Source organism: Tenuifilum sp. (assembly GCF_037481895.1).
Classification (GTDB): Bacteria; Bacteroidota; Bacteroidia; order Bacteroidales; family Tenuifilaceae; genus Tenuifilum; species Tenuifilum osseticum.
Genome location: NZ_JBBFKU010000003.1, coordinates 1 through 21,951 on the forward strand (window position 1 = coordinate 1; position 21,951 = coordinate 21,951).

Annotated in this window: 20 protein-coding genes; 6 read left to right on the forward strand and 14 right to left on the reverse strand. The window is 45.4% G+C overall.

The window, feature by feature from the left end:
* Positions 1 to 197: hypothetical protein (locus tag WHS63_RS01310; protein ID WP_445203555.1), on the forward strand; the 197-nt coding region annotated here is incomplete at its 5' end.
* A 241-nt stretch (positions 198 to 438) separates the two neighbouring features.
* Here WHS63_RS01310 and WHS63_RS01315 read toward each other — a convergent pair.
* Entirely contained in the window at positions 439 to 1,038 is a 600-nt protein-coding gene (locus WHS63_RS01315) for a hypothetical protein (protein ID WP_445203556.1), read from the reverse strand.
* A gap of 402 nt (positions 1,039 to 1,440) precedes the next feature.
* On the opposite strand from WHS63_RS01315, the gene WHS63_RS01320 reads away from it, so the two are divergent.
* On the forward strand, positions 1,441 to 2,946 hold the full coding sequence (locus tag WHS63_RS01320; RefSeq protein ID WP_445203557.1) for a glutamine synthetase family protein: 1,506 nt from the start codon (positions 1,441 to 1,443) through the stop codon (positions 2,944 to 2,946).
* 47 nt (positions 2,947 to 2,993) lie between these two features.
* Here the strand turns inward: WHS63_RS01320 and WHS63_RS01325 are convergent, their stop codons facing one another.
* Genes WHS63_RS01325 through WHS63_RS01335 form a run of 3 tightly spaced genes read right to left on the reverse strand, consistent with a single transcriptional unit; the run spans position 2,994 to position 6,019 of the window.
* Positions 2,994 to 3,683, reverse strand: coding sequence for a hypothetical protein (locus tag WHS63_RS01325; protein ID WP_445203558.1), 690 nt, complete (start codon positions 3,681 to 3,683; stop codon positions 2,994 to 2,996).
* Positions 3,628 to 4,713: a non-hydrolyzing UDP-N-acetylglucosamine 2-epimerase gene (wecB, locus tag WHS63_RS01330; protein ID WP_445203559.1), complete on the reverse strand. Its 1,086-nt coding sequence runs from the start codon at positions 4,711 to 4,713 to the stop codon at positions 3,628 to 3,630. The genes WHS63_RS01325 and wecB overlap by 56 nt, the downstream gene beginning before the upstream one ends.
* Positions 4,706 to 6,019 (reverse strand): glycosyltransferase family 4 protein, encoded by a 1,314-nt coding sequence (locus WHS63_RS01335; protein ID WP_445203560.1) that lies wholly within the window; start codon positions 6,017 to 6,019, stop codon positions 4,706 to 4,708. The genes wecB and WHS63_RS01335 overlap by 8 nt, the downstream gene beginning before the upstream one ends.
* Positions 6,020 to 6,138: 119 nt before the next feature.
* Between WHS63_RS01335 and WHS63_RS01340 the strand changes: the two genes are divergently transcribed.
* Positions 6,139 to 7,095, forward strand: coding sequence for a prohibitin family protein (locus WHS63_RS01340; protein WP_445203561.1), 957 nt, complete (start codon positions 6,139 to 6,141; stop codon positions 7,093 to 7,095).
* Positions 7,096 to 7,166: 71 nt separating this feature from the next.
* On the opposite strand, the gene WHS63_RS01345 is transcribed toward WHS63_RS01340, so the two are convergent.
* The 4 genes from WHS63_RS01345 to accC are packed head-to-tail and all read right to left on the reverse strand — an operon-like array spanning position 7,167 to position 11,410.
* Positions 7,167 to 7,793 carry a carbonic anhydrase gene (locus tag WHS63_RS01345; protein ID WP_445203562.1) on the reverse strand — a complete coding sequence of 209 codons (627 nt, stop codon included), beginning with the start codon at positions 7,791 to 7,793 and terminating at the stop codon, positions 7,167 to 7,169.
* Between the two features lie 3 nt (positions 7,794 to 7,796).
* Positions 7,797 to 9,338, reverse strand: coding sequence for an acyl-CoA carboxylase subunit beta (locus WHS63_RS01350; protein WP_445203563.1), 1,542 nt, complete (start codon positions 9,336 to 9,338; stop codon positions 7,797 to 7,799).
* Between the two features lie 32 nt (positions 9,339 to 9,370).
* Positions 9,371 to 9,880: a biotin/lipoyl-containing protein gene (locus WHS63_RS01355; RefSeq protein ID WP_445199801.1), complete on the reverse strand. Its 510-nt coding sequence runs from the start codon at positions 9,878 to 9,880 to the stop codon at positions 9,371 to 9,373.
* 18 nt (positions 9,881 to 9,898) lie between these two features.
* Positions 9,899 to 11,410 (reverse strand): acetyl-CoA carboxylase biotin carboxylase subunit, encoded by a 1,512-nt coding sequence (gene accC / locus WHS63_RS01360; RefSeq protein WP_369489256.1) that lies wholly within the window; start codon positions 11,408 to 11,410, stop codon positions 9,899 to 9,901.
* 795 nt (positions 11,411 to 12,205) lie between these two features.
* Here accC and WHS63_RS01365 point away from each other — a divergent pair.
* Positions 12,206 to 14,260, forward strand: a complete 2,055-nt coding sequence (locus WHS63_RS01365) for a cytochrome c biogenesis protein CcdA (RefSeq protein ID WP_445203564.1) — start codon at positions 12,206 to 12,208, stop codon at positions 14,258 to 14,260.
* A gap of 53 nt (positions 14,261 to 14,313) precedes the next feature.
* Here WHS63_RS01365 and WHS63_RS01370 read toward each other — a convergent pair whose 3' ends face one another.
* From WHS63_RS01370 to WHS63_RS01390, 5 genes are read right to left on the reverse strand one after another with little or no spacing between them, the layout of a single operon-like run.
* On the reverse strand, positions 14,314 to 15,039 hold the full coding sequence (locus WHS63_RS01370; protein ID WP_445203565.1) for a GIN domain-containing protein: 726 nt from the start codon (positions 15,037 to 15,039) through the stop codon (positions 14,314 to 14,316).
* Positions 15,029 to 16,144 (reverse strand): acyloxyacyl hydrolase, encoded by a 1,116-nt coding sequence (locus WHS63_RS01375; protein ID WP_445203566.1) that lies wholly within the window; start codon positions 16,142 to 16,144, stop codon positions 15,029 to 15,031. The genes WHS63_RS01370 and WHS63_RS01375 overlap by 11 nt, the downstream gene beginning before the upstream one ends.
* Complete coding sequence (locus WHS63_RS01380; RefSeq protein WP_445203567.1) at positions 16,144 to 16,755, reverse strand: porin family protein; 612 nt, start codon at positions 16,753 to 16,755, stop codon at positions 16,144 to 16,146. The genes WHS63_RS01375 and WHS63_RS01380 overlap by 1 nt, the downstream gene beginning before the upstream one ends.
* Positions 16,748 to 17,437 carry an SIR2 family NAD-dependent protein deacylase gene (locus WHS63_RS01385; protein WP_445203568.1) on the reverse strand — a complete coding sequence of 230 codons (690 nt, stop codon included), beginning with the start codon at positions 17,435 to 17,437 and terminating at the stop codon, positions 16,748 to 16,750. The genes WHS63_RS01380 and WHS63_RS01385 overlap by 8 nt, the downstream gene beginning before the upstream one ends.
* Entirely contained in the window at positions 17,434 to 18,639 is a 1,206-nt protein-coding gene (locus WHS63_RS01390) for a hypothetical protein (protein ID WP_445203569.1), read from the reverse strand. The genes WHS63_RS01385 and WHS63_RS01390 overlap by 4 nt, the downstream gene beginning before the upstream one ends.
* Positions 18,640 to 18,719: 80 nt before the next feature.
* Between WHS63_RS01390 and WHS63_RS01395 the strand changes: the two genes are divergently transcribed.
* Together WHS63_RS01395 and WHS63_RS01400 are read left to right on the forward strand one after the other, a co-directional pair.
* A complete protein-coding gene (locus tag WHS63_RS01395; protein WP_445203570.1) occupies positions 18,720 to 19,241 on the forward strand; it encodes a DUF3124 domain-containing protein in 522 nt (173 codons plus the stop codon).
* A 4-nt stretch (positions 19,242 to 19,245) separates the two neighbouring features.
* Positions 19,246 to 20,727, forward strand: a complete 1,482-nt coding sequence (locus tag WHS63_RS01400; RefSeq protein ID WP_445203571.1) for a potassium/proton antiporter — start codon at positions 19,246 to 19,248, stop codon at positions 20,725 to 20,727.
* On the opposite strand, the gene WHS63_RS01405 is transcribed toward WHS63_RS01400, so the two are convergent.
* A complete protein-coding gene (locus WHS63_RS01405; RefSeq protein WP_445203572.1) occupies positions 20,708 to 21,841 on the reverse strand; it encodes a class I SAM-dependent RNA methyltransferase in 1,134 nt (377 codons plus the stop codon). The genes WHS63_RS01400 and WHS63_RS01405 overlap by 20 nt on opposite strands.
* Positions 21,842 to 21,951 lie beyond the last annotated feature (110 nt).

The following is a 21,951-nucleotide window of genomic DNA, read 5'->3' on the forward strand; positions in this document are numbered from 1 at the left end:
AGATCAAGGCTGAAAAGCCCGACCCGATGGATGCCCCGTGGGTGGAACTGCTACGCGATACTATTCGCCACGCCTGCGGCGTGACTCATATGGTATCGCTTACTAAGCCCACCGCCACGTTCCACCCCCGACCCATTGCCGGGTCAGGCTTTTATGCCTCTGCGAATGGCTCCGTGATGGTTGAGGAATCGCATTAAAGTAGAGTTGAAGGTACTAAGGGATGCTTCGACGAGCTCAGCATGACAAAGAGCGTAAGGAGGCAAGGGGTATTGTCATTCCGAGCTAGTCGAGGAAACTCATTAAAGGGATGAAAGTACAAAGAGATGCTTCGGCAGCCCTCAGCATGACAGAGAGATGCTTCGGCTAGCTCAGCATGACAAATATCCCTATCTTAACGATATTGAATAAATTTTACATTCCAAACATTTTTCTAATGCACTAAATCCAGTGAAAACGCAATCCAAGGCTTGGCATGATGTAAACAAAATCGGCATTCAGGCATTTATTTAGCTTCCCATCTATAAAGAAGGTGATGTTCAGCGCCGACCGCGTGGATAGTTTAATTCCGGCAATCTTTTGTTCAAGCCCAATGCGCGCAACAAAGTCAGGCGAAAAAGAACTTTCCCCGTCAAGCTTTCTTTTACCGCCCTCAATGCCAAAACCAATGTAGGGGTTTAGCAGTATTGGCAGGTAGAACTTAGTATCTATTCCGTAGCGTATGCTCCCTTTCTCCCAGGTCTCGTTATTCTGCCTTTCTATCAGAGAGCCTAACAGCAAACCTTCCATACCAGCCCAAATACCAATGGCAATTTTCTTGTTAATGGCAAATTGGCTTGTGCAGATCTTGCTCAAACGGTAAAACTGAACATCCACCGCTGTTGGCTCAACAATATTGGCACCAACACCAACACGCCAACGGCCTGTGTACTCGTTTTTCTCCTGCAACCAGTTTGTTCTCTTCTGCTGGGCGGACAATGTATTTACCAACATTACCGTAGTTAGAACAGCTATGATTATGGGTAAAGGTTTATATTTCATACAGTGACAGATATTTTCCACCTTTATTAGTTAAAGTTAAAAGTTAACAGTGCAATTTAACGAAATTATTGTCCATTGCTGTGGTTTTGCCTGAAATTAAATTATATGGGATTAGCCTCTGCTAGCAGCAATACTTTAAAGGCATCTGTGAACCGTGGGAAAGATACCCAAACATATCTAATCGCCTAACCAATTCAAAAATTGACTCGAACTCACATTCGGCAGAAATATATCGAGATAAAGCCTTTGGTTTTAGAATAAACGTCTATTCATTGTGTTGGTTGCTGAAAATATTTCTACTTTTAGGAAAAATGCTATAAAATGATGTTGATAAACATAGCCGCAAACGAATGCGATGTCGATTGATTTTGTAGCTTTGGCAAAATAAAAAATTAGGAACACATGAACGATTCTGAAATCCTGATGAACCCTAATGAGCTGGTTCGCTTTCTGAAGAAACCCGCATCGGAGTTTACCAAGAACGATATTATTCGCTTTTGCGAGGCTAACAACATTCAAATGGTTAACTTCCGCTATGTGGCCGAGGATGGCAAGCTAAAAACCCTGAACTTTGTAATATCATCAAAGGAGCACCTCGATTCCGTTCTATCGGCCGGAGAGAGGGTTGATGGTTCTAGCTTGTTCTCGTTCATTGAGGCCGGGAGTAGCGACCTTTACGTTATACCACGTTACCGTACCGCTTTTGTGAATCCCTTTTCCGATGTTCCTACAATTGACATTCTTTGCTCATTTTACGATAGCACCGGTAAGCCCCTTGAAAGTGCTCCTGAAAACGTGCTACGCAAAGCTCACGATTTATTCAAGAGCGAAACGGGCATGACCTTTAAGGCACTTGCAGAACTGGAGTACTACGTGATTAGCGAACGCGAAGATTTTTACCCGGGTGTCGATCAAAAGGGTTACCACGCCTCGGAACCATTTGCAAAGTGGGAAAACCTGCGTCGCGAGGCTCTTATTTACATAGCCAGCGCTGGAGGCAAGGTTAAGTATGGCCACTCAGAGGTTGGCTGCTTCATGACCGATGATAACCTTTATGAACAGCACGAGATAGAGTTCCTTCCCATGCCTGCTGAGGAGGCTGTTGAACAGCTGATTATTGCCAAGTGGATTGTTCGAATGCTTGGCTATCGTTATGGTGTAGATATTAGCTTTGCCCCAAAAATCACTGTAGGAAAGGCAGGGAGCGGCTTACATTTCCACATGATGGTGGAAAAAGATGGCAAAAACATGATGGTTGAAAACGGTAAGCTTAGCAATACCGCCAAGAAAATGGTTGCCGGAATCCTCGATGCAGCCGATGCCCTTACCGCCTTTGGTAATACCATACCCATATCGTACCTGCGCCTTGTTCCACACCAGGAAGCACCTACTAACATCTGCTGGGGCGAGCGCAACCGTTCAGTTGTAATACGTGTCCCGCTCGGATGGATTGGCGCTGAGCACATGGTTCAACATGCCAACCCCAACGATTGCAGCGTATACGAGGCTAAAGAAAGTAAGCAAACCGTTGAGTATCGTGTTGCCGATGGATCAGCTAACCCTTACCTAACTGTTGCCGGCCTTATTGTTGCTGCGCTCGATGGGCTTCGTCGCCCCGATGCACTTGAACTAGCCGAAAAGCTATATGTTGATGTTAATATCTTCAGGCCTGAGTTCAAGGAGAGGCTTGCCAGCCTCAAGCAATTACCTGCATCGTGCTGGGAATCGGCCGAGGCGCTTGAGGCCAAAAGGCAAAAGTTTGAAAAGGACGGTATCTACCCCCACGGCATGATCGACTCAATTATTTCAAAGCTGAAAGCTTTTAACGATAAGGGGCTAAGCGAGAAACTATACGGAAATAACGCCGAAATAGCCAAGTTGGTATCGCAGTTCCTACATATTGCTTAACATTTCAGGGAATATATCAATGCCGACCCTATTGGATCGGCATTTTTTTATTTTCTCAACCCAACTCCAAGGTTCAGATGCCCTGCGACGTTCGCAAACCTTGCATGACCATCATTGATAGGTACTTTGGCGAGTGCAACTGTAGTTTTTGCCCCAAATAAAAGGTAAACGTGCTTTGAAATGTCGATTTTACGCTCAGCGCTGGCTGAAACTACAGGCCCTGTAAGGTAGTAACCCATATCCCAATCATCGGTTGAGTTTCCGAACTCAAGTCCACGAATTTTCGACTCCGGGTGTGCAATTACAAGCCCTAGCCCTGCTCTGTACCGGTATTTACCCCTTTCAATTCCGTAGTTAAAAATCAGCATGTTGAACCCATGCGAAACGTTAAACTTTTGCACTTCGGCTGTAGTGTTTTTCAGGTACAGCTTGTGGTGTATTAACTCAGTTTCATAAATCCTTTTCCCAACTATTTTTCCAAGTCGGACATCCCAATAAACTGGTAAAGTGAAAGGCTCAGTTTTAAATCGGGCTGTCATTGTAATTGTTGGTGTGCCATCCTGATAAATAGTTAGCGGCATTGGCAGATTATAAACACCCCCACCAGAGGCCTCAGCGTACCATTGAGCATTTAATCTGCTTGGCTGTAAGGTAAAAAGTATAAGAGCTGCCCAAAGTATATTAAAGCCACTGCTTGAGTTGTTCCGCAATATTTTGCGATGCTTTCCCATTTCCATACAAATCGATATCGAAGTTCGATTTTTTATTTATCATTTCACTGTAAGCAAGGTAAATGGTATCGGCATTGGGGCCTGCTAATCGATTAAAGCCATGCTCAACCAGTTCAACCCACTCGGTTTGTTCGCGCAGGGTAATGCAGTGTTTACCAAAAAAGAAAGCCTCTTTCTGTAACCCTCCGCTATCGGTCATAACCAGCTTGCAATTGCTAATAAGCATCAGCATATCAAAATACCCAACCGGATTAATAACCGTAAACTCAGGGGAAATTCCCATTTGCTCAAGTATTTTCCTGGTTCTTGGATGCAATGGAACCACTACACGTGTTTCACGGTTAATCCTATTCAGCCCATCAATAATGTTTTTGAGGTTTGAAGGATCATCGGTGTTCTCCTGCCTGTGAATGGTTGCTAAAACAAAGTCGTTGCTGAGCGAAAGCTCTTTTAATATTTTCGATTCACGTTTTGCTTTGTCGAGGTAGAAGTAGGCCGCATCCTGCATTACATCGCCACACTTAACAATTTGCGCTTTAAAGCCATCAAAGCCTTCGGCTTTAAGGTTGGCAACCGCGGCATCGGTTGGGCAGAATAGAAGGCTTGAAATGCGGTCGGTAAGTATCCTGTTCACCTCCTCGGGCATGGCCATGTTGAACGAGCGTAAACCGGCTTCAACGTGGATTACCCTTACATGCAACTTAACAGCAGCAAGCGCTCCGGCAAGGGTTGAGTTTGTATCGCCATAAACCATAACAGCCGATGGCTTCTCCTTCAGGATTACCTCTTCAACCTGCTCGAGCATCCGCCCGGTCATTGCCCCATGGTTAAGGCTGTTGATGTTCAGGTTATAGGCAGGTTCCGGTATGCTCATCTCGCTGAAAAACACATCGGACATGTTTTGGTCAAAATGCTGACCGGTGTGAACTATTATCTCGGGAATGCCAAATGCCTGCAGTTGGCGGCTAACAGCCGCCGCCTTAACAAACTGAGGGCGTGCCCCAAGAACAGTAAGAATTACCTTTTTACTACCCATTTGTGATTTGGTTTAAAATCTCGGACAACCTGCCGGTAAGGGCTTTACGGGAGTATTTCTCAATACCCTTGGGCTCGGGAGTAAGGTTGCCCTGCTTGAATAAGTTAAAGTATTTGACGAGTGTTTGAGTGGCCCCATCAACATCGGTATAATCAATAACATCGCCAGAGGCCGTTTCGTGCACAATTTCTGCTATATCGCTATCGGTGGGGCCTATGGTAAGAATTTGCTTGCCAACAGCAAGGTACTCAAAGAATTTTCCAGTCACAATTCCCTTTGCGTTTGGGGTATTATTGATGACAAGCAGTAGAATTTGAGCGTTTTTTTGAAGCGCCAATGCCCGGTCGTGTGGGAGTAGGCCATGATGCTCAAAGTTCTTTTCAAGCCCATAACTCTTTATGGCTGTTGTAACCGAGATATCAATCTGGCCAGCCATTTGTATCCTCAATTTTTGGGCAAACTCAGCGTTTTCTGCGCATATCCTACTTAACGCTTGCCATAAAACATGCGGGTTACGGGCTGAGTTCATGGTTCCCACATAGCAAATGGAAAAGCTATCGTTTCTTTGGGTTTCACCAGCAGGGATGTCATCCGTATCAAAGCCGTTGGTAAGAACCAAAACTTTATTGCTGCCTAAGCTTTCAAATTCCCGCTTCATTTGCTGCGATACTACAACAACGTAATCGGCAGTTTGTACAACTTTCCGCTCAAGCCTATGGTGATACCAGTTAGCAAACTTGGTAAGCCTCAGCTCGTGGTAAAAATCGATATTTGTCCATGGGTCTCGGAAATCGGCAAGCCATGGTATATTGAGTTTACGCTTCAGATTAAGTCCAATTAGATGCATGGAGTGAGGTGGCCCTGTGGTAACAATGGCATCAACTGGGTGTTGCTTAAGGTAACGCTTTAAAAACTTTACCGATGGCCTAACCCAGAATACGCGCGGATCGGGAATCAAAATGTTACCCCGTATCCAGACCATCAGCTTTGCCAAACCCCCTTTTTTATCGCTATCGTCGGCAAAGCCAAGCCCTAGTTTTTTCCCTTTTCGCCCTGTTATCCATTTGTAAATGTCGTAGGGTTCCCAAATTGGCCGTTTAATTACCTCAATGTTCTCGGGGATATCTTTAAACAGGGAATGGTCGTCGTAAAAGGATTCAGGGTTTTCAGGGGTGTAAACAATTGGCTCCCAGCCAAAATCGCGAAGGTACTTTACAAACTTAAGCCAACGTTGCACGGCAACACCACCCGATGGAGGCCAGTAGTATGTTACTATCAGTACCCTTTTGCGCGATGTTTGACTCATGTAAAAATTTTTGTTAAAGATAGATAGATTAGCTAATTCCAACAAATGGGCGCATCACTTGATTGTCAATTCAATTGTTTTTCCTACCTTTCCTAATCTAACTTAAAATGCATAAGTGTATGGTACTCTTTAAAGTTGTTGCGTGGTTAATCCTTGTTTATGGCATAATTGCATTGGTTGCCAAAAAGGCAAGGCCATCGGGGTTTGACCTTCCCTTTGCTTTGCCAGCCATTTTGGCTGGGGCTATACTTGTAGTGATGCTTTCGCTAATAGTGGTTGTTGGGCCGCAGGAGGTTGCTGTGGTTACCACACCAAGTGGTGTCCGCTCTGAACCTCTGCACACCGGATGGCATGTAATAGCCCCCTGGAACGATATTCACTACATGGATAAAACTGTTTGGGTTTACACCTGTGCCAATGCCGTTGGCGAGGGCGAAAAACCTAACTCCGATGCCATTTGGGCGCCTACCAAGGACGGTATAAAGCTTGGTTTTGATGTATCCGTTTCGTGGCGCATTGATGCCAATGAAGCTCCTTGGATATACCAAAACGTTACGGAAAACGACGGTGGCCGATCGGGACGTTACCTTTGGCTTGAGGAGAATGTAATCCGCGCAAAGCTGAAATCGGCATTAGCTCTAACCGTTTCGGGTTATACTCCCATTGAGGCATACAGCACCAAGCGGAACGACATCCAACAGGAAATCCTTAACCGCATTAAGGATGAATGCAAGCAGTATAGAATAATAATTGATAACGTGGATGTGCGCGAGGTTTACTATAACGAGGAGTATGAAAAGGCCATTAATGCTAAGAAATTGGCCGAGCAGGAAGCCTTAAGGTTAATTGAGGTAACCAAACAAAAGGAAGAGCAGCTCAAGCAGGCTACTATCGATAAGAATATTGCCATTGAGAAAGCTAAGGGAGAGTCGGAGGCTCTTAAAATCAAGGGTCAGTCCATTAGTAGCAATCCTAAGATCATTGAACTTGAATGGATCAATAAGTGGAATGGTCAGCTTCCCACATACATGATGGGGAATGGACAGGGAATAATGGTCAACCTTAACAACAAGTAGTAACCCCTACTGAACTAGCGAAGCCGGTAATCCTGGCTTCGTTTGCTATGATTTATCTGCAAAGAAAATATCTATTCAAGGCGATATATCGACATAATTTCCTTAAGTATAGCATCGGTATCGACCTTTAAATCTTTCAGTAGGCCCGTTTCCATATCGAAAACCCAACCATGCACGTTGAGTGTTTTGGAACGGATAGCTTTTTGAACTTCTGGGGCCTTGATAACGTTTACGCATTGCTCCCTTACGTTCAGTTCTACCAGACGTCTTTGCCTATCGGTAATTGAGTTGTTTGTTTCAATTTCATGCCGATGGTGGCGATAAATATCACGGATATTTCGTAGCCAGGGATTGAGTATACCCATATCTTTAGGCTGCAGTGCAGCCTCAATGCCTCCACAGAGGTAGTGACCGCAAACTACAATATGTTCAACCCTCAGAACCGTTACAGCATAGTTTATTATTGCCATTGAGGCAAGGTCGCCAGCGGGAACAAGGTTGGCAATATTGCGGTAAACAAAAACATCGCCCGGATTTGCCCCCATAAGTTCTTCAGCTGTAACCCGGCTATCGGAACAGCCAATGTAAAGCATTTTGGGTTGCTGGTTTAGCGAAAGGTTTCGAAAGAAACTGGGGTTAACGCGCTTGCGCGCTTCAGCCCAGTTCCTGTTAATCTCAAAAACCTTTTTGATGTCCATGAGCTACAAAACAATATTGCCATGCTTGCGGGGTGGGTTCTGCTGACTCTTGGTACGGGTCATCTCCAATGCCTGAATCAGCTTGGCACGAGTTTGTTTTGGGTAGATAACCTCATCGATATAGCCCAGTTCAGCAGCACGGTATGGGTTTGCAAATGTCTCGCGGTACTCATCAATTAGTTCCTGACGGGTTTCCTCGCTATCAATTTTATTCCTGTATAGTATGTTTACTGCTCCCTCGGGGCCCATAACAGCAATCTCAGCCATGGGATAGGCGTAGTTAACATCGGCGCCAACCTGCTTGCTGGACATTACACAGTATGCACCACCGTATGCCTTGCGGGTGATTACCGCAATTTTAGGAACTGTTGCTTCCGAGTAAGCGTATAGCAGCTTTGCTCCATGGCGAATAATACCATTCGATTCCTGATTAACACCCGGCAGAAATCCCGGAACATCAACAAAGGTTACAATGGGAATGTTGAACGAATCGCAGAAGCGAATAAAGCGGGCGCCCTTAACCGATGCGTCGATATCGAGCACGCCGGCAAGATGGGCAGGCTGGTTGGCAACTATGCCAACGGTGTGCCCCGCCATACGTGCAAAGCCAACAACAATGTTTTTGGCAAAGAGCGGCTGAACCTCCAGAAAGTTTTTATCGTCAACCACGGTTAGGATTAATTCCTTGATATCGTAGGGTTTATTTGGGTCGGCCGGGATTAGGGTTTGTAGACTTTCGTCCTCGCGGAGCGGATCGTCGGTGGTTGGGAAAACGGGTGGCTCCTCCATGTTGTTAACGGGTAGAAAACTCATTAGCTCCCTAACAAGCATAAGTGCCTGTTCGTCGTTTTCGGCAATGAAGTGCGCTACGCCGCTTTTGGCATTATGGGTAACGGCTCCGCCCAGCTCATCCTTGGTAACATCCTCGTGTGTAACGGCTTTTATCACATCGGGTCCGGTAACAAACATGTAGCTGGAATCCTTAACCATAATTATAAAATCGGTTAGGGCTGGTGAGTACACTGCACCACCCGCGCAAGGTCCCATTATGCAGGTTACTTGTGGGATAACCCCTGAACTACGAACGTTGTTGTAGAATATCTCGGCATAGCCAGCCAAACTCTGAACACCTTCCTGAATGCGTGCACCACCCGAGTCGTTCAACCCAATAATTGGTGCGCCCATACGGGTGGCCAGCTGCTGAAGCTTGATAATCTTATCGGCATTAGCCCTACTAAGCGTACCGCCAAAAACAGTAAAATCGTATGCATAAACGTAAACCAACCGTCCGTCAATTTTGCCATAACCGGTTACCACGCCGTCGCCGGGTATTCGGTTCTTATCCATGCCAAAATCGTTGGTACGGTGGGTTACAAACTTGTCAAATTCATTGAAAGTACCGGGGTCGAGCAGTTCAACAATACGCTCCCTTGCAGTTTTTTTCCCACTTTCGTGTTGTTTGGCAATACGGTCGGGTCCGCCAGCCTGCTCGGCTATGGCATTGCGACGCTCTAACTCCTGATATAGCTCATCAAGTGTTTTCATGGAAAAGAATAATAAAGGTTAAAGGATAGAATTTACTCAATCTCAACAAGCGGTTGGTTAGCATTGATATTATCGCCCTCAGCCACGTATATCTTCTTTACAATCCCATCAACGGGGCTTTTGTACTCGCTTTCCATTTTCATGGCCGATATAACAATCACCGTTGTTCCTTTTGAAACGGTTTCGCCTTCGGATACTGGAATCTTAACCACCCTACCGGGCATGGGTGTTGAGATTATCTTGTCGGCAGCATGATCGTCGAGAGCCTTTCGGCTTCGTTGATATCGGCTTTGGGCATCAATTATTTCCACCTCGTGGGAGTTGTAAAAGGTATTCACGTAGTAATTTTTTGGCCCATCGCCAGGAATAATCTCAATGTTAAACGATTTGCCATTATGGATTATGGAAAAAACGCCGTTCTCAACCTGGGCAATGTCCACCTCGTACTCAACGCCGTCAACCTCAAAAACGGCAATATTTTCATCGCGGCGCACCAGCTTAACCTCGGCTATGCGATCGCCAATTCTAACTTCAAGTCCCATTTGTTCAAGCATGTTTGTTTAGTAAGGAAGCAAGCTGCGCTTTAACCCGTATGTTTTCCAGTTGTCGGAGTGGGTTACGGTAAAATCGCTCATGGCCACCTTTTCCATCTTGGTGATAAAATCGAAATAGGCTGCAATTATTGCCATATCCTCAAAGATTTTACTACCACGAGGCTGAATATCCATCAGCTCATCAAGGTGTTCGGGTATGAAGTGGGTGTTGTAGTTACCCATCCTAAAGTCGTGGTTATCCATGATACGCTCAAGGAAGCGGATGGATGTTTTCACCCCGGTGATTTTGTACTCAAACAGAGCCCGTTTCATTCGGTTGATGGCCTCGGTACGGTCGCGCCCCCAAGTAATTAGCTTGCTAATCATGGGGTCGTAGTAAATAGGAATTTCGTAGCCCTCGTAAGCATAGCCATCGGTTCTAACGCCAAGCCCATTGGGCTCGCTGATGTGTCTGATAAGGCCGGGTGATGGCATAAAGTTGTTGAATGGATCCTCGGCAAGTATGCGGCACTCAATGGCATGCCCGTGCTGGGCTATCTCATCCTGCCTGAACGATATTGGTAATCCGGAAGCAATTCGGATTTGCTCCTTAACAAGGTCGATTCCGGTTACACGCTCGGTAATGGGGTGTTCAACCTGTAGACGGGTGTTCATTTCAAGGAAGTAGAAGTTGCGGTTGCCATCAACTAGGAACTCAATGGTACCTGCACCAACATAGTTTACCGCTTTAGCGGCAGCCACGGCAGCTTTCCCCATTTCCTCCCTAAGCTCAGGGGTAAGGAATGGCGATGGGGTCTCCTCAATCACCTTTTGGTGGCGGCGCTGTATGGAGCACTCGCGCTCAAAAAGGTGAACAGTATTCCCATGCCTATCGGCAAGTATCTGAAACTCGATGTGGTGGGGCGATTCAACATACTTCTCAATATACACTGTATCGTCGCCAAAGGCCGACAATGCCTCCGATTGAGCCATTTTAACGGCCGAAATAAGATCTTCGGGACGGCGAACCAGTCGCATTCCCTTGCCTCCACCACCGGCCGAGGCTTTAATTATAACGGGTAAACCAATCTCATCAACAATTTTGCGAACAGTTTCCATGTCCGAAACCTTTTGCTGGGTTCCGGGTACCACGGGTACGCCGGCAGCAATCATGGTTTGGCGGGCGGTTATCTTATCGCCCATTTGGTTAATGGCATCGGGGTCGGGCCCAATAAAGGTTATGCCTGCGGCAGCGCATTTACGGGCAAACTCAGCGTTTTCCGAAAGGAAACCGTAGCCCGGGTGAATGGCATCGGCGCCTGCCTTAAGGGCAACCTCAATAATCTTATCGCCATTCAGGTAGCTTTCGCGCGAGGGCGATGGCCCAATGTGATATGCCTCATCGGCATAGCGCACATGGAGTGCACGTCGGTCGGCATCGGAGTAAACCGCAACGGAGAGTATCCCCATCTCGCGGCATGAGCGGATAACCCGGACTGCAATTTCGCCCCGGTTAGCAATTAATACTTTTTTAATCATAGTTGTCCCAGATATGAATCCGAGGCAAAGGTATAGAAAAAAATATTTTTTGTGCAAGCATTTTTATACAAATATGTTGTTCGGCATAATTATATAGCATGCTTGTTTTTGCTGCAAACGTTTTAAATCAACACTTTCGGTAAAACGTTCGTTTGATTATTTTTAATCGTTCTAAAGGAAGTTGATGGTTTTGGGTTTGCTATAACACAGAATACGCAGAGTTACACAGTGTAACATCGTGAAACACTGTGCAACTCTGTGATACTTGCTGTTGCTCAGTTCACGAAACGATTGTCATGCTGTGCCCCGTCGAAGCATATCATTGAACCTACAACTCTTTTCATTAATGAGATTCCTCGACTAGCTCGGAATGACAATACCATTGGCTCTCTCACTTCCTTTGTCATGCTGAGCACTGCCGAAGCATCTCTTTGTACCTTTAAACCTTAATCCCTTTTGACTGGTTTACAAGCAATCGCAATACATGAGGGATTAGTCATGGGGTTAAAAATGTTTAGCCCCTACAGGGCTGGAAAGGTTGTTCGTAAATGAGCCTGAACCCTAAACATCTAGCCTTTATCCTTTAGTCTTTATCCTTTATCCATTCTCCTTCTATCCCGTTTACCGGCTAACGATTCACGTTTAACGTCTCATATTTCTCTAAATTCCAAATATTCTCCATTTTTCCCGTTTAAAGGTTCGCAAACCATTCACAATGTCCATCCGCTAATTCTATACCTCCATTACTTCATCATTAAAAAGCTATATTTGCAAAAACATAAAAATAATTGCATCATGAAGCGAATAGCTCTTTTAAAATCATTAGGTCTATTCCTGTTTGGGTTGCTTGCATTGGGTCATGCGCATGCGCAGATGGACGATCCGGTTCAGTGGTCGGCAACCGCCAAAAGGATTGACGCCAGCAAATTTGAGGTGGTGATAAGTGCCAGCATCGATGAGGGGTGGCACCTTTACTCAACCAAGCTGCCCGAGGGCGGGCCGTTGCCCACCAACTTTTCCTTTGAGAAACCGGTTGGTTATAAGCTGATAGGCAATATCAAGGAGGTATCCAAGAGCAAGACCGAACACGATGAAATCTTCAACCTTGACCTTTCGTACTTTGAAGGTGAAGCAGTTTTCTCACAGCTTATAGAGCTTGAATCCGAAGAGGCACCAATAAATATTACGGTTGAATACCAGGCTTGCTACGCCGATAAATGTATCTATCTGGAAAAGAGCATTAGCACAGTAGCAAAGTCTTCGGCGCCCATTGAGGGAGCAGTTACAGGTATTGAGGGGCAGGGAAGCGAACAAAAAGCAGTAGCCGATAGCGTTCAAACCATGAAAACAGGGGTAGAGGGTACAACCGATACCGGTAAAACAGAGGAGCAATCGCTGTGGTGGTTTTTCCTTGTTTCGTTTGCTGCCGGACTAGCCGGATTGCTAACCCCATGCGTATTCCCCATGATTCCCATGACCGTTTCGTTCTTCATGGGTAAGCAACAGAACAGGGCTAACGCCATACTTAACGCCTTTGTGTTTGGCATTTCAATAGTAGCAATATACACATCGCTGGGGTTGATAGTTTCGTTATTCAGCCTAGGTTCCGATTTTGCAAACACCCTAACCTCGCACTGGATAACCAACTCAATATTTTTTATCCTTTTCATTGCCTTTGCGGCATCGTTCTTTGGACTTTTTGAGATAGTGTTACCGGGCAGCCTGGCAAACAAAACCGATAGCAAGGCCGATAGGGGAGGACTAATTGGCTCGTTCTTTTTGGCTTTAACCACAGTTATAGTAAGCCTTTCGTGCGTAGGCCCCATTGTTGGTGCGCTGCTAGTTGAGGCTGCATCGGGGTTGGGTGCAAAACCCATTGTGGGGATGTTTGGCTTTTCGCTAGCTTTCTCCATACCGTTCACCCTGTTTGCAATTTTCCCGTCGTGGCTTAACTCGCTGCCCCGGAGCGGTGGCTGGATGAATTCAGTGAAAGTTTTTCTGGGATTCATCGTGCTTGCCTTCTCGCTAAAATTCTTACTTACCATCGATCAGGGATACCAGCTTAACCTCATTAGCCGCGAGGGCTACATTGCTGTCTGGATGGCTATTTTCACATTGCTGGGGCTATACCTGTTAGGCAAAATCAAATTCAAGTTCGATTCCGATCTTCAACATGTGGGTATTTTCCGTTTATTCCTGGCCATAGCCAGTTTTGCCTTTGTTTTTTATCTTCTTCCCGGGTTATTTGGGGCGCCGCTTAAAACCATTTCCGGTTTATTACCCCCGCAAAGCAGCCAAAGCTTTGACTTGAAGTCGAATCAGGTAATTATTAGCCAGACCACAACCCCTATTGCCGACGAAAACTCGCTATGCGAGGAGCCTCGCTTTGCCGATTTCCTTCATCTCCCTCATGGCCTAAATGGTTATTTTGATTACGACCAGGCTTTGCGTTGCGCACGGGAAAAGAAAAAGCCCTTGTTTATCGATTTTGTTGGGCATACCTGTGCTAACTGTAAGGTAATGGAGGCGCAGGTTTGGAGCGATCCCCGAGTACTGGAGAGGTTGCGTCGCGATTACATTATTGTAGCCCTTTACGTTGACGATAGAACCGAGTTGCCCGAGAGCGAATGGGTAACTTCGGCCCGCGATGGCAAGGTTAAAAAGACAATTGGAAAAAAGAATTCCGATTTTCAGGCTACACGGTTCAATGTGAATGGTCAACCATACTACGTGTTGCTCGATAACCAGGAGAAGGTGCTTGCTGAGCCTCGTGGATTCGACCTCGATGTGGAGGCCTTTATTCAGTTCCTGGATAAAGGCGTTGAGGAGTTCAAGAAACGTAACCAGTAAGGTAAAAATAAGTAGGCTGCTTACAGGGCAGCCTATTTTCTTGTGTCCATTTGCTAAGGAACTCTAACCAATTCGCCTGAACCCTGGCGGATTAGCTCTATTAGAGGGTTGCCGCTTAAGTGAATGTTCCCTGCCGTGGTAATATTTGCCTTAAGGTGGTCAGTTACCCAAATATGCATGGTTTCCGTTGAGCCCTGATTAGCCGTGCAGTACTTAACTTGGGTTTGCGAAAGGTCGATTAGTGCGGCGCCATGTGCATTCAGGGTTGCATACTCAGCGTATCCCTTGCACCTGTATGTACCAAAACTTTCGCCCGATACATCAATCCTAAGTATATCCACATCTACGTAAGCACTGCAATCTACATAGTTACCCCAGTCCACCAGGTAAAAGCTGTGGCTTTTGAAATTGTTTGGTATGGTTAGCTTACAGGGTTGTCGGACTTCTATCATGGGTATTTCAGCCAAGTGCAGCTCAATGTTGATTATGGGGTAGTCCTTTAACCATCGGCTTTTCACATTTTCACGCAAGAGTAAAACATCATTTTGAATTTTAACATCAACATCGTGTATAACCTTATCGTGGCATTTAACAACAAGGAATCCCACAGTGTCCTGAAGAAGGGTTATGCTAAATGAACCCTTTATGTCGAATTTCTCAAGGGTAAGGGGAAGGCTTATTCGGCGTTCAGCCATATCACCCAGAGTGTAATCGTCTATCAGGCTACACGATTGGGAAATCCAAGCAAAAAGAATCAGTATATACAGTCTATTTCTCATTCTTGATAAAAGAGTATTTAATACCAAACTCCACAAAATCGGCCTGGGCGAGCCAGTGGGCCTTTATAGCTATTGCTGCACTTATGCCCTTATACAAGTTGAAGCGTATTCCTACCTTGTTGGTAACAGCTCCAAAACCATAAAAACGGTTTCGTAGATAAATTCCGGGTTGGAATGCAATACTAATGCGCTCGAACCCCATTAGGTAAGAGGCATTAATAGCCATGGCTAAGTTGTCGTACCTGTCGGTTGTAATTGGAATATCGCTTTTGTCTTTCACCAAGTAGGGTATGGAGTTATCGCAGTATGCGCTGAACTCCAAACCAAGCATGGAGAGCGGTGCAAATCGGTATAGCTTTTCGGCCGAAAATCCTATAATGCCGTACTGCTTACCTGTAAATGCATTAACCGATTTTACGCTGGAAAATATGCCTACACTCCAGGTTGTGTAAGGTGTGTTATCGGTTGGAAACTCGTTTTTTACCGGATTGGGTTTGCCAAAGGAGTACCTATAGCCCAGCGAGGTGGTAAAGATATTAAACCCTAAATTTGGTTCCTTAATGCTTCCGTTGGAAGCATGTGCAAGCCCAACGCTTGCGGAGATGTTATGGTTGGTGGTTAGTTTGTAGTTTACTCCCAGTTCGTACTGAAAAAAAACATTTAGTGGTGTACTCAGTACCATGTTAGTTCTGTTTCCAGGGCTGTGCCACTTTGATGCGTAGCTCAAGCCTACCGATAGGCTGTTGCTGATGTTAAACCTTCTATTGGCGTTTAAAAAGAAACGGTTGATAAAAAAGTATAACCCGGTTAGATTCCCGTAAAGGGTGTCGTTTCCTAACCCGGAATGATGTATTCCTAAGCCAATAATAGGATAGCTGTACTCCTTGTGCCAGAATTTGCTACCATCGGTTGTTATGCCAAGATTTAGCTGAATTGCATTAACATTTTCTGAAAGGAAGTAGGCCATGTAGCCATGATGGGGTATAATAAAGCCTGGTCGCAATTTTAGGTCGATGCTGTACTTTCCCTCCTGCGCAAGGCAAACATGGTTTACAGCTATTGCAGCTATAGCTATCGTTAAAATTCGCTTGGCGTTTGATAACATCACTGAATCCTATAAATAGCCACAAACTCCAAAACCCGGTTGTATTGACCCTTGTTTAGCCGATACGAAATATTATCCCTGTAGGGTCGAACGGGGAATATGGAGTAGGTTATGTTTAAGCCGAAACGCCACTTTGCACTGTAGTTGTACTCCATCCCAGCAATACCGGCTATCTCAAACTTGTTGAAGGCCGATACCTCTTCGGGGGGGAAGGGACCAAGTGAGTTCTCCTCAGTTGCCTTGCTTAGGTAACCAGCCGATAGGCCCAAAACGGCATTGAATCCGTTAACAAACCGGTAGCCAGCAACAACTGGTAGGTCAAAGTAGTTAAGCCGCATACGGTAAAAGTCGGGCGAGTCGGAGGTGCGGTCTTTGGCATAGCTGCCCTTTTGGATATAACGAAAGCTGATGCGGAAAAACCAGTCTGGCAGAAAGTTGCGTTCAACCCAAATGCCTGCAATGGGGCCAGCCTTGTTGTAACCACCATAGGTATCGCCATCAACCTGGGTTGCAGCTATTCCGGCAAGCAGTCCTCCTTTAAAGTTCTGTGCATTGGCCTGGTTAAGGCTTAGGAGTAATGGAATTAGTCCAATGAATATCGGTTTATTCATTCTTAATCATCTCAATAAACTTTGGAACACCTACCGATGCTTTTTCTTTTATAACAGTAACATCGCGTCGCCAGATATTTATGTCGTTTGGGTCAATAAGGTATATGGGACAACCCTTAGGGGCATAATCGAGCAGTCCGGCTGCGGGGTAAACATTCAGCGAGGTGCCAATAACAGCAAAAATCTCGGCAGTTTGAACCAGTTTAATGGCCTCGTTCATCATGGGCACCTCCTCGCCAAACCATACAATATGGGGCCGTAGTTGGTACCCATCAAGGGTGTCGCCCCAGTTAATGTCTTTATATCCAATATCGATTATCCTATTGGGGTTTCCTGTTGGTCGGGCTTTGGTTAGCTCACCGTGCAGGTGAAGCACATTCTTGCTTCCTGCACGCTCGTGTAGGTTATCAACATTCTGGGTGATTACAAATACATTGAAGAGGTTTTGGGCATCGGCGAGCGCTTTGTGGGCTGAATTGGGCTCAACGGTTGATAGTTGTCGTCGGCGTTGGTTGTAAAATTCCAGCACAAGCTGTGGGTTTTTCTTCCATCCATCGATGCTTGCCACCTCCATAACGTCATACTCTTCCCAGAGCCCTCCCATATCGCGAAAAGTACGTATTCCGCTTTCGGCACTTATGCCTGCTCCCGTGAGAACTATCAGTCGTTTACGTGTGGTCATAAATCGAAATGGATTTTATAGAAATTTTCAACATCCCTGTTAAGTGTTAAGTAGAAATTGTACGCTTCAGTGGGATTGAACTCAAACTTAGTCCACTTGTCGTAAAGCGTTTTGGTACGGGCAATAATTTCCTTGTCGAAAATATTGGTGAGCTGTATAAGTCCGGTTTGCTCCTTGTTGATAAGTTTGCTTAGCAGCACGTAGTTTTCCCCTTCGGCCCATGAGCTAAGCGGGAAGCAATCCTTTTTTAGTTTAAGTGTGAAATCGCATAGCTTGGCGTTTAGTCCATCGGGGGCAGTAATAATTTCGGGCAGCATGCCACCTGCACCAACCCATAGAGGAATAGCAACCGATGCAGGCTGAAAGCCCAGCTTTACCCACATGGTTGCAAAATCGGTAGGTTCCTTGGGCAGTACTCCCTGGATAACCACTGTTGATGATGAGTAGTACCGAACAATAAAATCGCGGAGCGGGTAAATCTTTTCAGCCTTAGCTATCTCCTTTGATAAATCAATTCCGGTGATATCCTGTCGGAGGCTAACCGTGGCTTTGGTTAGGAAGAATTCGGCGGTAAGCTGACCGTTTTTTTTAGCCTCCTCAATTAGGTTTGAGGCTGTGCTAAAGCGAATGTATCCTGCGCCCTTGTTGGGTTCACCCGAAACCGAGAAGTTTGAACGGATAAGGTACCCTTCCGGGGCATCGGTTGAACTATTGGCATCGTAAAAGCGGTAGCTGAAGTTGTTAACCTCAAAGTAGCCGGCTCCTCCCTTGGCATCGATTATGCCAAAGTTGGCCGATAAACCCCAGGGCTTTGGAAGCGTATCGAGCATTTGGGCAAAATCGGTAATGGTGGCACACCTGCCAAGGGCTAACTTCATGATGTAGCCTTCCATGTCCTCAATCCTTGTTGAATCGGACTTTGGCTTGATATTGTACGATGCTGAGTTCATTATGGCAAATCCGGCGCTGTTGGTGCCAGCCCAGGCATGGCGCTCAGGGTCGTTTGAGTTGATGAGCGCTAAGTATTTAAACCGTGGGCCAACCTCAAATATCACCTTGTTGTTAAAGTCATCGGCATCGCGGTGTTTCCATAGCAAAGGGCGACCATCGGGGGTTGCCTTGCCGCTGATAATGGCTGTTGTGCAAGTTAAAGCCTGAAAGGCTGCAAGGGTTAAACCAATTAAAAATACATACCTTTTCATGGTTGAATTTTCTTAAAAGATTTAATAAAATTTTTATATTGCAAGATATGAAATAATTGTAAAACTAAACCATGTTGGGTATGAGATACGCTATGATAAGCATTACCCTGGCTATAGGTGTTTTTTTTGGCTGTAAACACCATGAAACACAGACCGTTGAACTGGTTAAATTTGACCCAATTCACATTAAGGTGAAGAACCCCGTTAAAAAGGTTAGGGCACAAACGCTCTACTTACCGGTTTACTCCAGCATACCATTTGCTGAGGGAAAATCGTTTTATGGGTTAAGCGCATTTATGGCTGTTCACAATACCGATTTTAATAATCCAATTTACATTATTAGCGTCTACTACCTCGATACCAATGGGAACCTGATAAAGGACTTCTTGCAATCGAGAGTTGATACAGTAATGCCCATGCAGTCAGTTAACTACTTTGTCCCGGAAAGCGACAGGAGCGGAGTGGGCGCAAATTTCATTCTGGAGTGGATGGCCGATTCTGCTGTAAACGAGCCCCTGGTTGAGACCATCATGGTAAGCTTAACCAGTGGGCAGGGGGTATCGTTTTTAAGTGAAGGAAAAATTCTGAACGAATTGTATTAGGCCAATGAACTTTACCACTGAGAACTTTTTACTGATTGGTTCTTTGCTGCTATTCATTAGCTTGATAGCTGGAAAAACTTCGTTCCGCTTGGGTGTTCCAACGCTCATCTTTTTCCTGTTTGTTGGAATGCTTGCGGGTACGTCTTTTTCAGGACTGGTTGTTTTTAACGATGCCCTTACGGCTCAGTTTATTGGGGTTGTTGCCTTAAACTTTATTCTATTTGCAGGGGGGTTCGAAACAAACTGGATTAGCATTAAGCCGATTTTACGGCATGGTATAACCCTTTCCACCCTGGGGGTGGTGTTAACGGCTCTTTTCTCGGGGTTTATAACCTGGCTAGTAACTGATTTTAGTGTTACGGAAAGCTTTTTAATTGGCTCAATTATATCGTCAACCGATGCAGCTGCTGTTTTCTCAATACTTCGCTCTAAAAATTTAGCCCTAAAGGGTAATCTGAGGCCAACCCTTGAGCTTGAGAGCGGCAGTAACGACCCTATGGCCTATCTATTGACCATCATTTTTCTTGGACTTGCTACAAGCCCCGCTTTGTCATTCTGGGAGGTTGTAAAACTCTTTCTAAGCCAGATAATAATTGGCATTGGTATGGGAGTGGGTTTTGGGTATGCAAGTAAATACATAATTAACAATATCAAGCTTGAATATGAAGGGTTATACCCTGTATTAGCAATTACCCTGATGTTGCTAACCTTTTCCCTAACCGATTTTATTGGAGGGAATGGATTTTTGGCTGTTTACTTATCGGCAATATTTCTGGGAAACAGTCACTTAATACATAAAAAGACTATCCTGAAAATGTTCGATGGGTTGGCTTGGCTTATGCAAATAATCCTTTTCATTACACTTGGTTTACTGGTGAATGCGGGTGAAATTATTCCGCACATAGGGAACGGGTTGCTTATAGCCTTTGGGTTAATGTTTGTTGCAAGGCCATTGAGCGTTTTCATTAGTCTTTCCCCTTACAGGATGAAAAACCGTGAGCGGTGGTACATTGCCTGGGTAGGATTGCGTGGCGCAGTGCCAATTGTACTTGCCACATACCCCTTGATTGCTGGAATGGCTAAGGCTCAGGAGATATTCAATATTGTATTCTTTATCACCTTGACTTCGGTGTTAATTCAGGGTACATCGCTTATTCGAGTTGCAAAGTGGTTTAGGGTTTTGCTACCACAAAGGGTTAAGCAAATTACCCCTGTTGATGTTATGCTCAGGGAAAATATTAGCACCGAAATGGTTGAGGTTGACATACCTGACGATAGCTGTGTAGTTGGGAAACGAATAGTTGACCTTAATTTTCCTGAAAAATCGCTAATTGTTCTTATTCAGCGCAACGATAGGTACATTTCCCCTACCGGTGCAACGGTAATTGAACCAAACGATAAGCTTATTATTGTTGCTGAGGATAAGACATCGCTTAGGGAGAGCTTTAGCTGTTTAAGTGTCGATGCTAATGCCTATCAGCGCTGACTTTCTCAAGTAAAGCAAGCGTTTCCACATGGTGCGTTTGCGGGAAGAAATCGAATGGCACGCACCGCACTAAACGGTAACCGCTTGTGCAGAGCAATTTCAAATTCTTTGAGAGGGTACCCGGGCTACACGATAGGTAGGCAATTCGAATGGGAAGCCCCTGCTTAGTAATCCAATCTGTAACCTCAGTTTCAAGCCCCGTGCGTGGGGGGTTTACGTAAAGCAGTATTTCTTTTCCTTGACTGCGTTTTTTATCAGCCCAATCAGCAATTTGAGGGACCCTTTGCCTGCAAGCACCCCGCAAAACCATTGCTTGGGGGACATTCAAACGGGCGCACTCTACAGCCTCACCTCCAAGCTCAATACCTAAAACATCGGCATTTTGGTTAGCCCAACGCAGCATGGAGTTACCTGTGCCGCAGTAAAGGTCAATTACAGCGCTTTGGATGCTCGGATTTAGGAAGTTTTCAGCCTCGAGTAGCGACTGGTTGTATAGTTCTGGAATTAGTTGTTGAAATGCGGCTGGGCCGTAAAGTAATCCATTGTAATCGGTTGAACGGGGCTTCCCCCATATTAACCTCCATCCGGATTTCTCAAAAATCCTTCGGCCTGTTGAAGGATTCATGTGGTACCATAAACCCTCAATCCCTAAGCTGGCAAGGCCTTTTACAACCTCTTCGCTTAGCCAACTCAACGTTGGCTCATGTTTCGATTTGATTACCAAAACAGCCTGTGCGCCTGAAATTACAATGTATGCAAGCGCAAATAAGTGTTCCCGTGGAAATGAATCCGCAAGCAGGGCAAGTGTTTTGTTCAACTCTGGGGCATGTACAGGGCAGTTGGGAATAGGGATGAACTCATCGCGCCGCCACATTCCAAACTCCCAAACATTTCCATTAAACCTTGCACTTAGGGTTGTTTTAGTGCGATATCCCCAACGCTTATCTTCGGTAACTGAACGCACGGGTTCAACGCAGCTAGCCCATTCCGGTAACTTCCCCTTGATGAATGCTCTTTTTTGCTCAAGGCTATCGGTCATGGACCAATCCCTGTGGCTACACCCCCTGCATTCCGGATTACAACCCTGTGGCAGCATAAGAATCAATTTCCGCAAAGGTAATAGATAGTTTTGAGTGTGTGGAAATTCAAAACGGTGGAAGTTTTATTCCGTTGCCTTACTGGTATCAAATCCATAGGTTGAATTCCCAGGAGTTTCCATTCTCC

What these genes read in the sequence shown, in the direction of transcription:
- WHS63_RS01315 (WP_445203556.1), bottom strand. Translation starts at nt 1,038, where the DNA reads ATGAAATATAAACCTTTACCCATAATCATAGCTGTTCTAACTACGGTA.
- WHS63_RS01320 (WP_445203557.1), top strand. Translation starts at nt 1,441, where the DNA reads ATGAACGATTCTGAAATCCTGATGAACCCTAATGAGCTGGTTCGCTTT.
- WHS63_RS01325 (WP_445203558.1), bottom strand. Translation starts at nt 3,683, where the DNA reads ATGGAAATGGGAAAGCATCGCAAAATATTGCGGAACAACTCAAGCAGT.
- wecB (WP_445203559.1), bottom strand. Translation starts at nt 4,713, where the DNA reads ATGGGTAGTAAAAAGGTAATTCTTACTGTTCTTGGGGCACGCCCTCAG.
- WHS63_RS01335 (WP_445203560.1), bottom strand. Translation starts at nt 6,019, where the DNA reads ATGAGTCAAACATCGCGCAAAAGGGTACTGATAGTAACATACTACTGG.
- WHS63_RS01340 (WP_445203561.1), top strand. Translation starts at nt 6,139, where the DNA reads ATGGTACTCTTTAAAGTTGTTGCGTGGTTAATCCTTGTTTATGGCATA.
- WHS63_RS01345 (WP_445203562.1), bottom strand. Translation starts at nt 7,793, where the DNA reads ATGGACATCAAAAAGGTTTTTGAGATTAACAGGAACTGGGCTGAAGCG.
- WHS63_RS01350 (WP_445203563.1), bottom strand. Translation starts at nt 9,338, where the DNA reads ATGAAAACACTTGATGAGCTATATCAGGAGTTAGAGCGTCGCAATGCC.
- WHS63_RS01355 (WP_445199801.1), bottom strand. Translation starts at nt 9,880, where the DNA reads ATGGGACTTGAAGTTAGAATTGGCGATCGCATAGCCGAGGTTAAGCTG.
- accC (WP_369489256.1), bottom strand. Translation starts at nt 11,410, where the DNA reads ATGATTAAAAAAGTATTAATTGCTAACCGGGGCGAAATTGCAGTCCGG.
- WHS63_RS01365 (WP_445203564.1), top strand. Translation starts at nt 12,206, where the DNA reads ATGAAGCGAATAGCTCTTTTAAAATCATTAGGTCTATTCCTGTTTGGG.
- WHS63_RS01370 (WP_445203565.1), bottom strand. Translation starts at nt 15,039, where the DNA reads ATGAGAAATAGACTGTATATACTGATTCTTTTTGCTTGGATTTCCCAA.
- WHS63_RS01375 (WP_445203566.1), bottom strand. Translation starts at nt 16,144, where the DNA reads ATGTTATCAAACGCCAAGCGAATTTTAACGATAGCTATAGCTGCAATA.
- WHS63_RS01380 (WP_445203567.1), bottom strand. Translation starts at nt 16,755, where the DNA reads ATGAATAAACCGATATTCATTGGACTAATTCCATTACTCCTAAGCCTT.
- WHS63_RS01385 (WP_445203568.1), bottom strand. Translation starts at nt 17,437, where the DNA reads ATGACCACACGTAAACGACTGATAGTTCTCACGGGAGCAGGCATAAGT.
- WHS63_RS01390 (WP_445203569.1), bottom strand. Translation starts at nt 18,639, where the DNA reads ATGAAAAGGTATGTATTTTTAATTGGTTTAACCCTTGCAGCCTTTCAG.
- WHS63_RS01395 (WP_445203570.1), top strand. Translation starts at nt 18,720, where the DNA reads ATGAGATACGCTATGATAAGCATTACCCTGGCTATAGGTGTTTTTTTT.
- WHS63_RS01400 (WP_445203571.1), top strand. Translation starts at nt 19,246, where the DNA reads ATGAACTTTACCACTGAGAACTTTTTACTGATTGGTTCTTTGCTGCTA.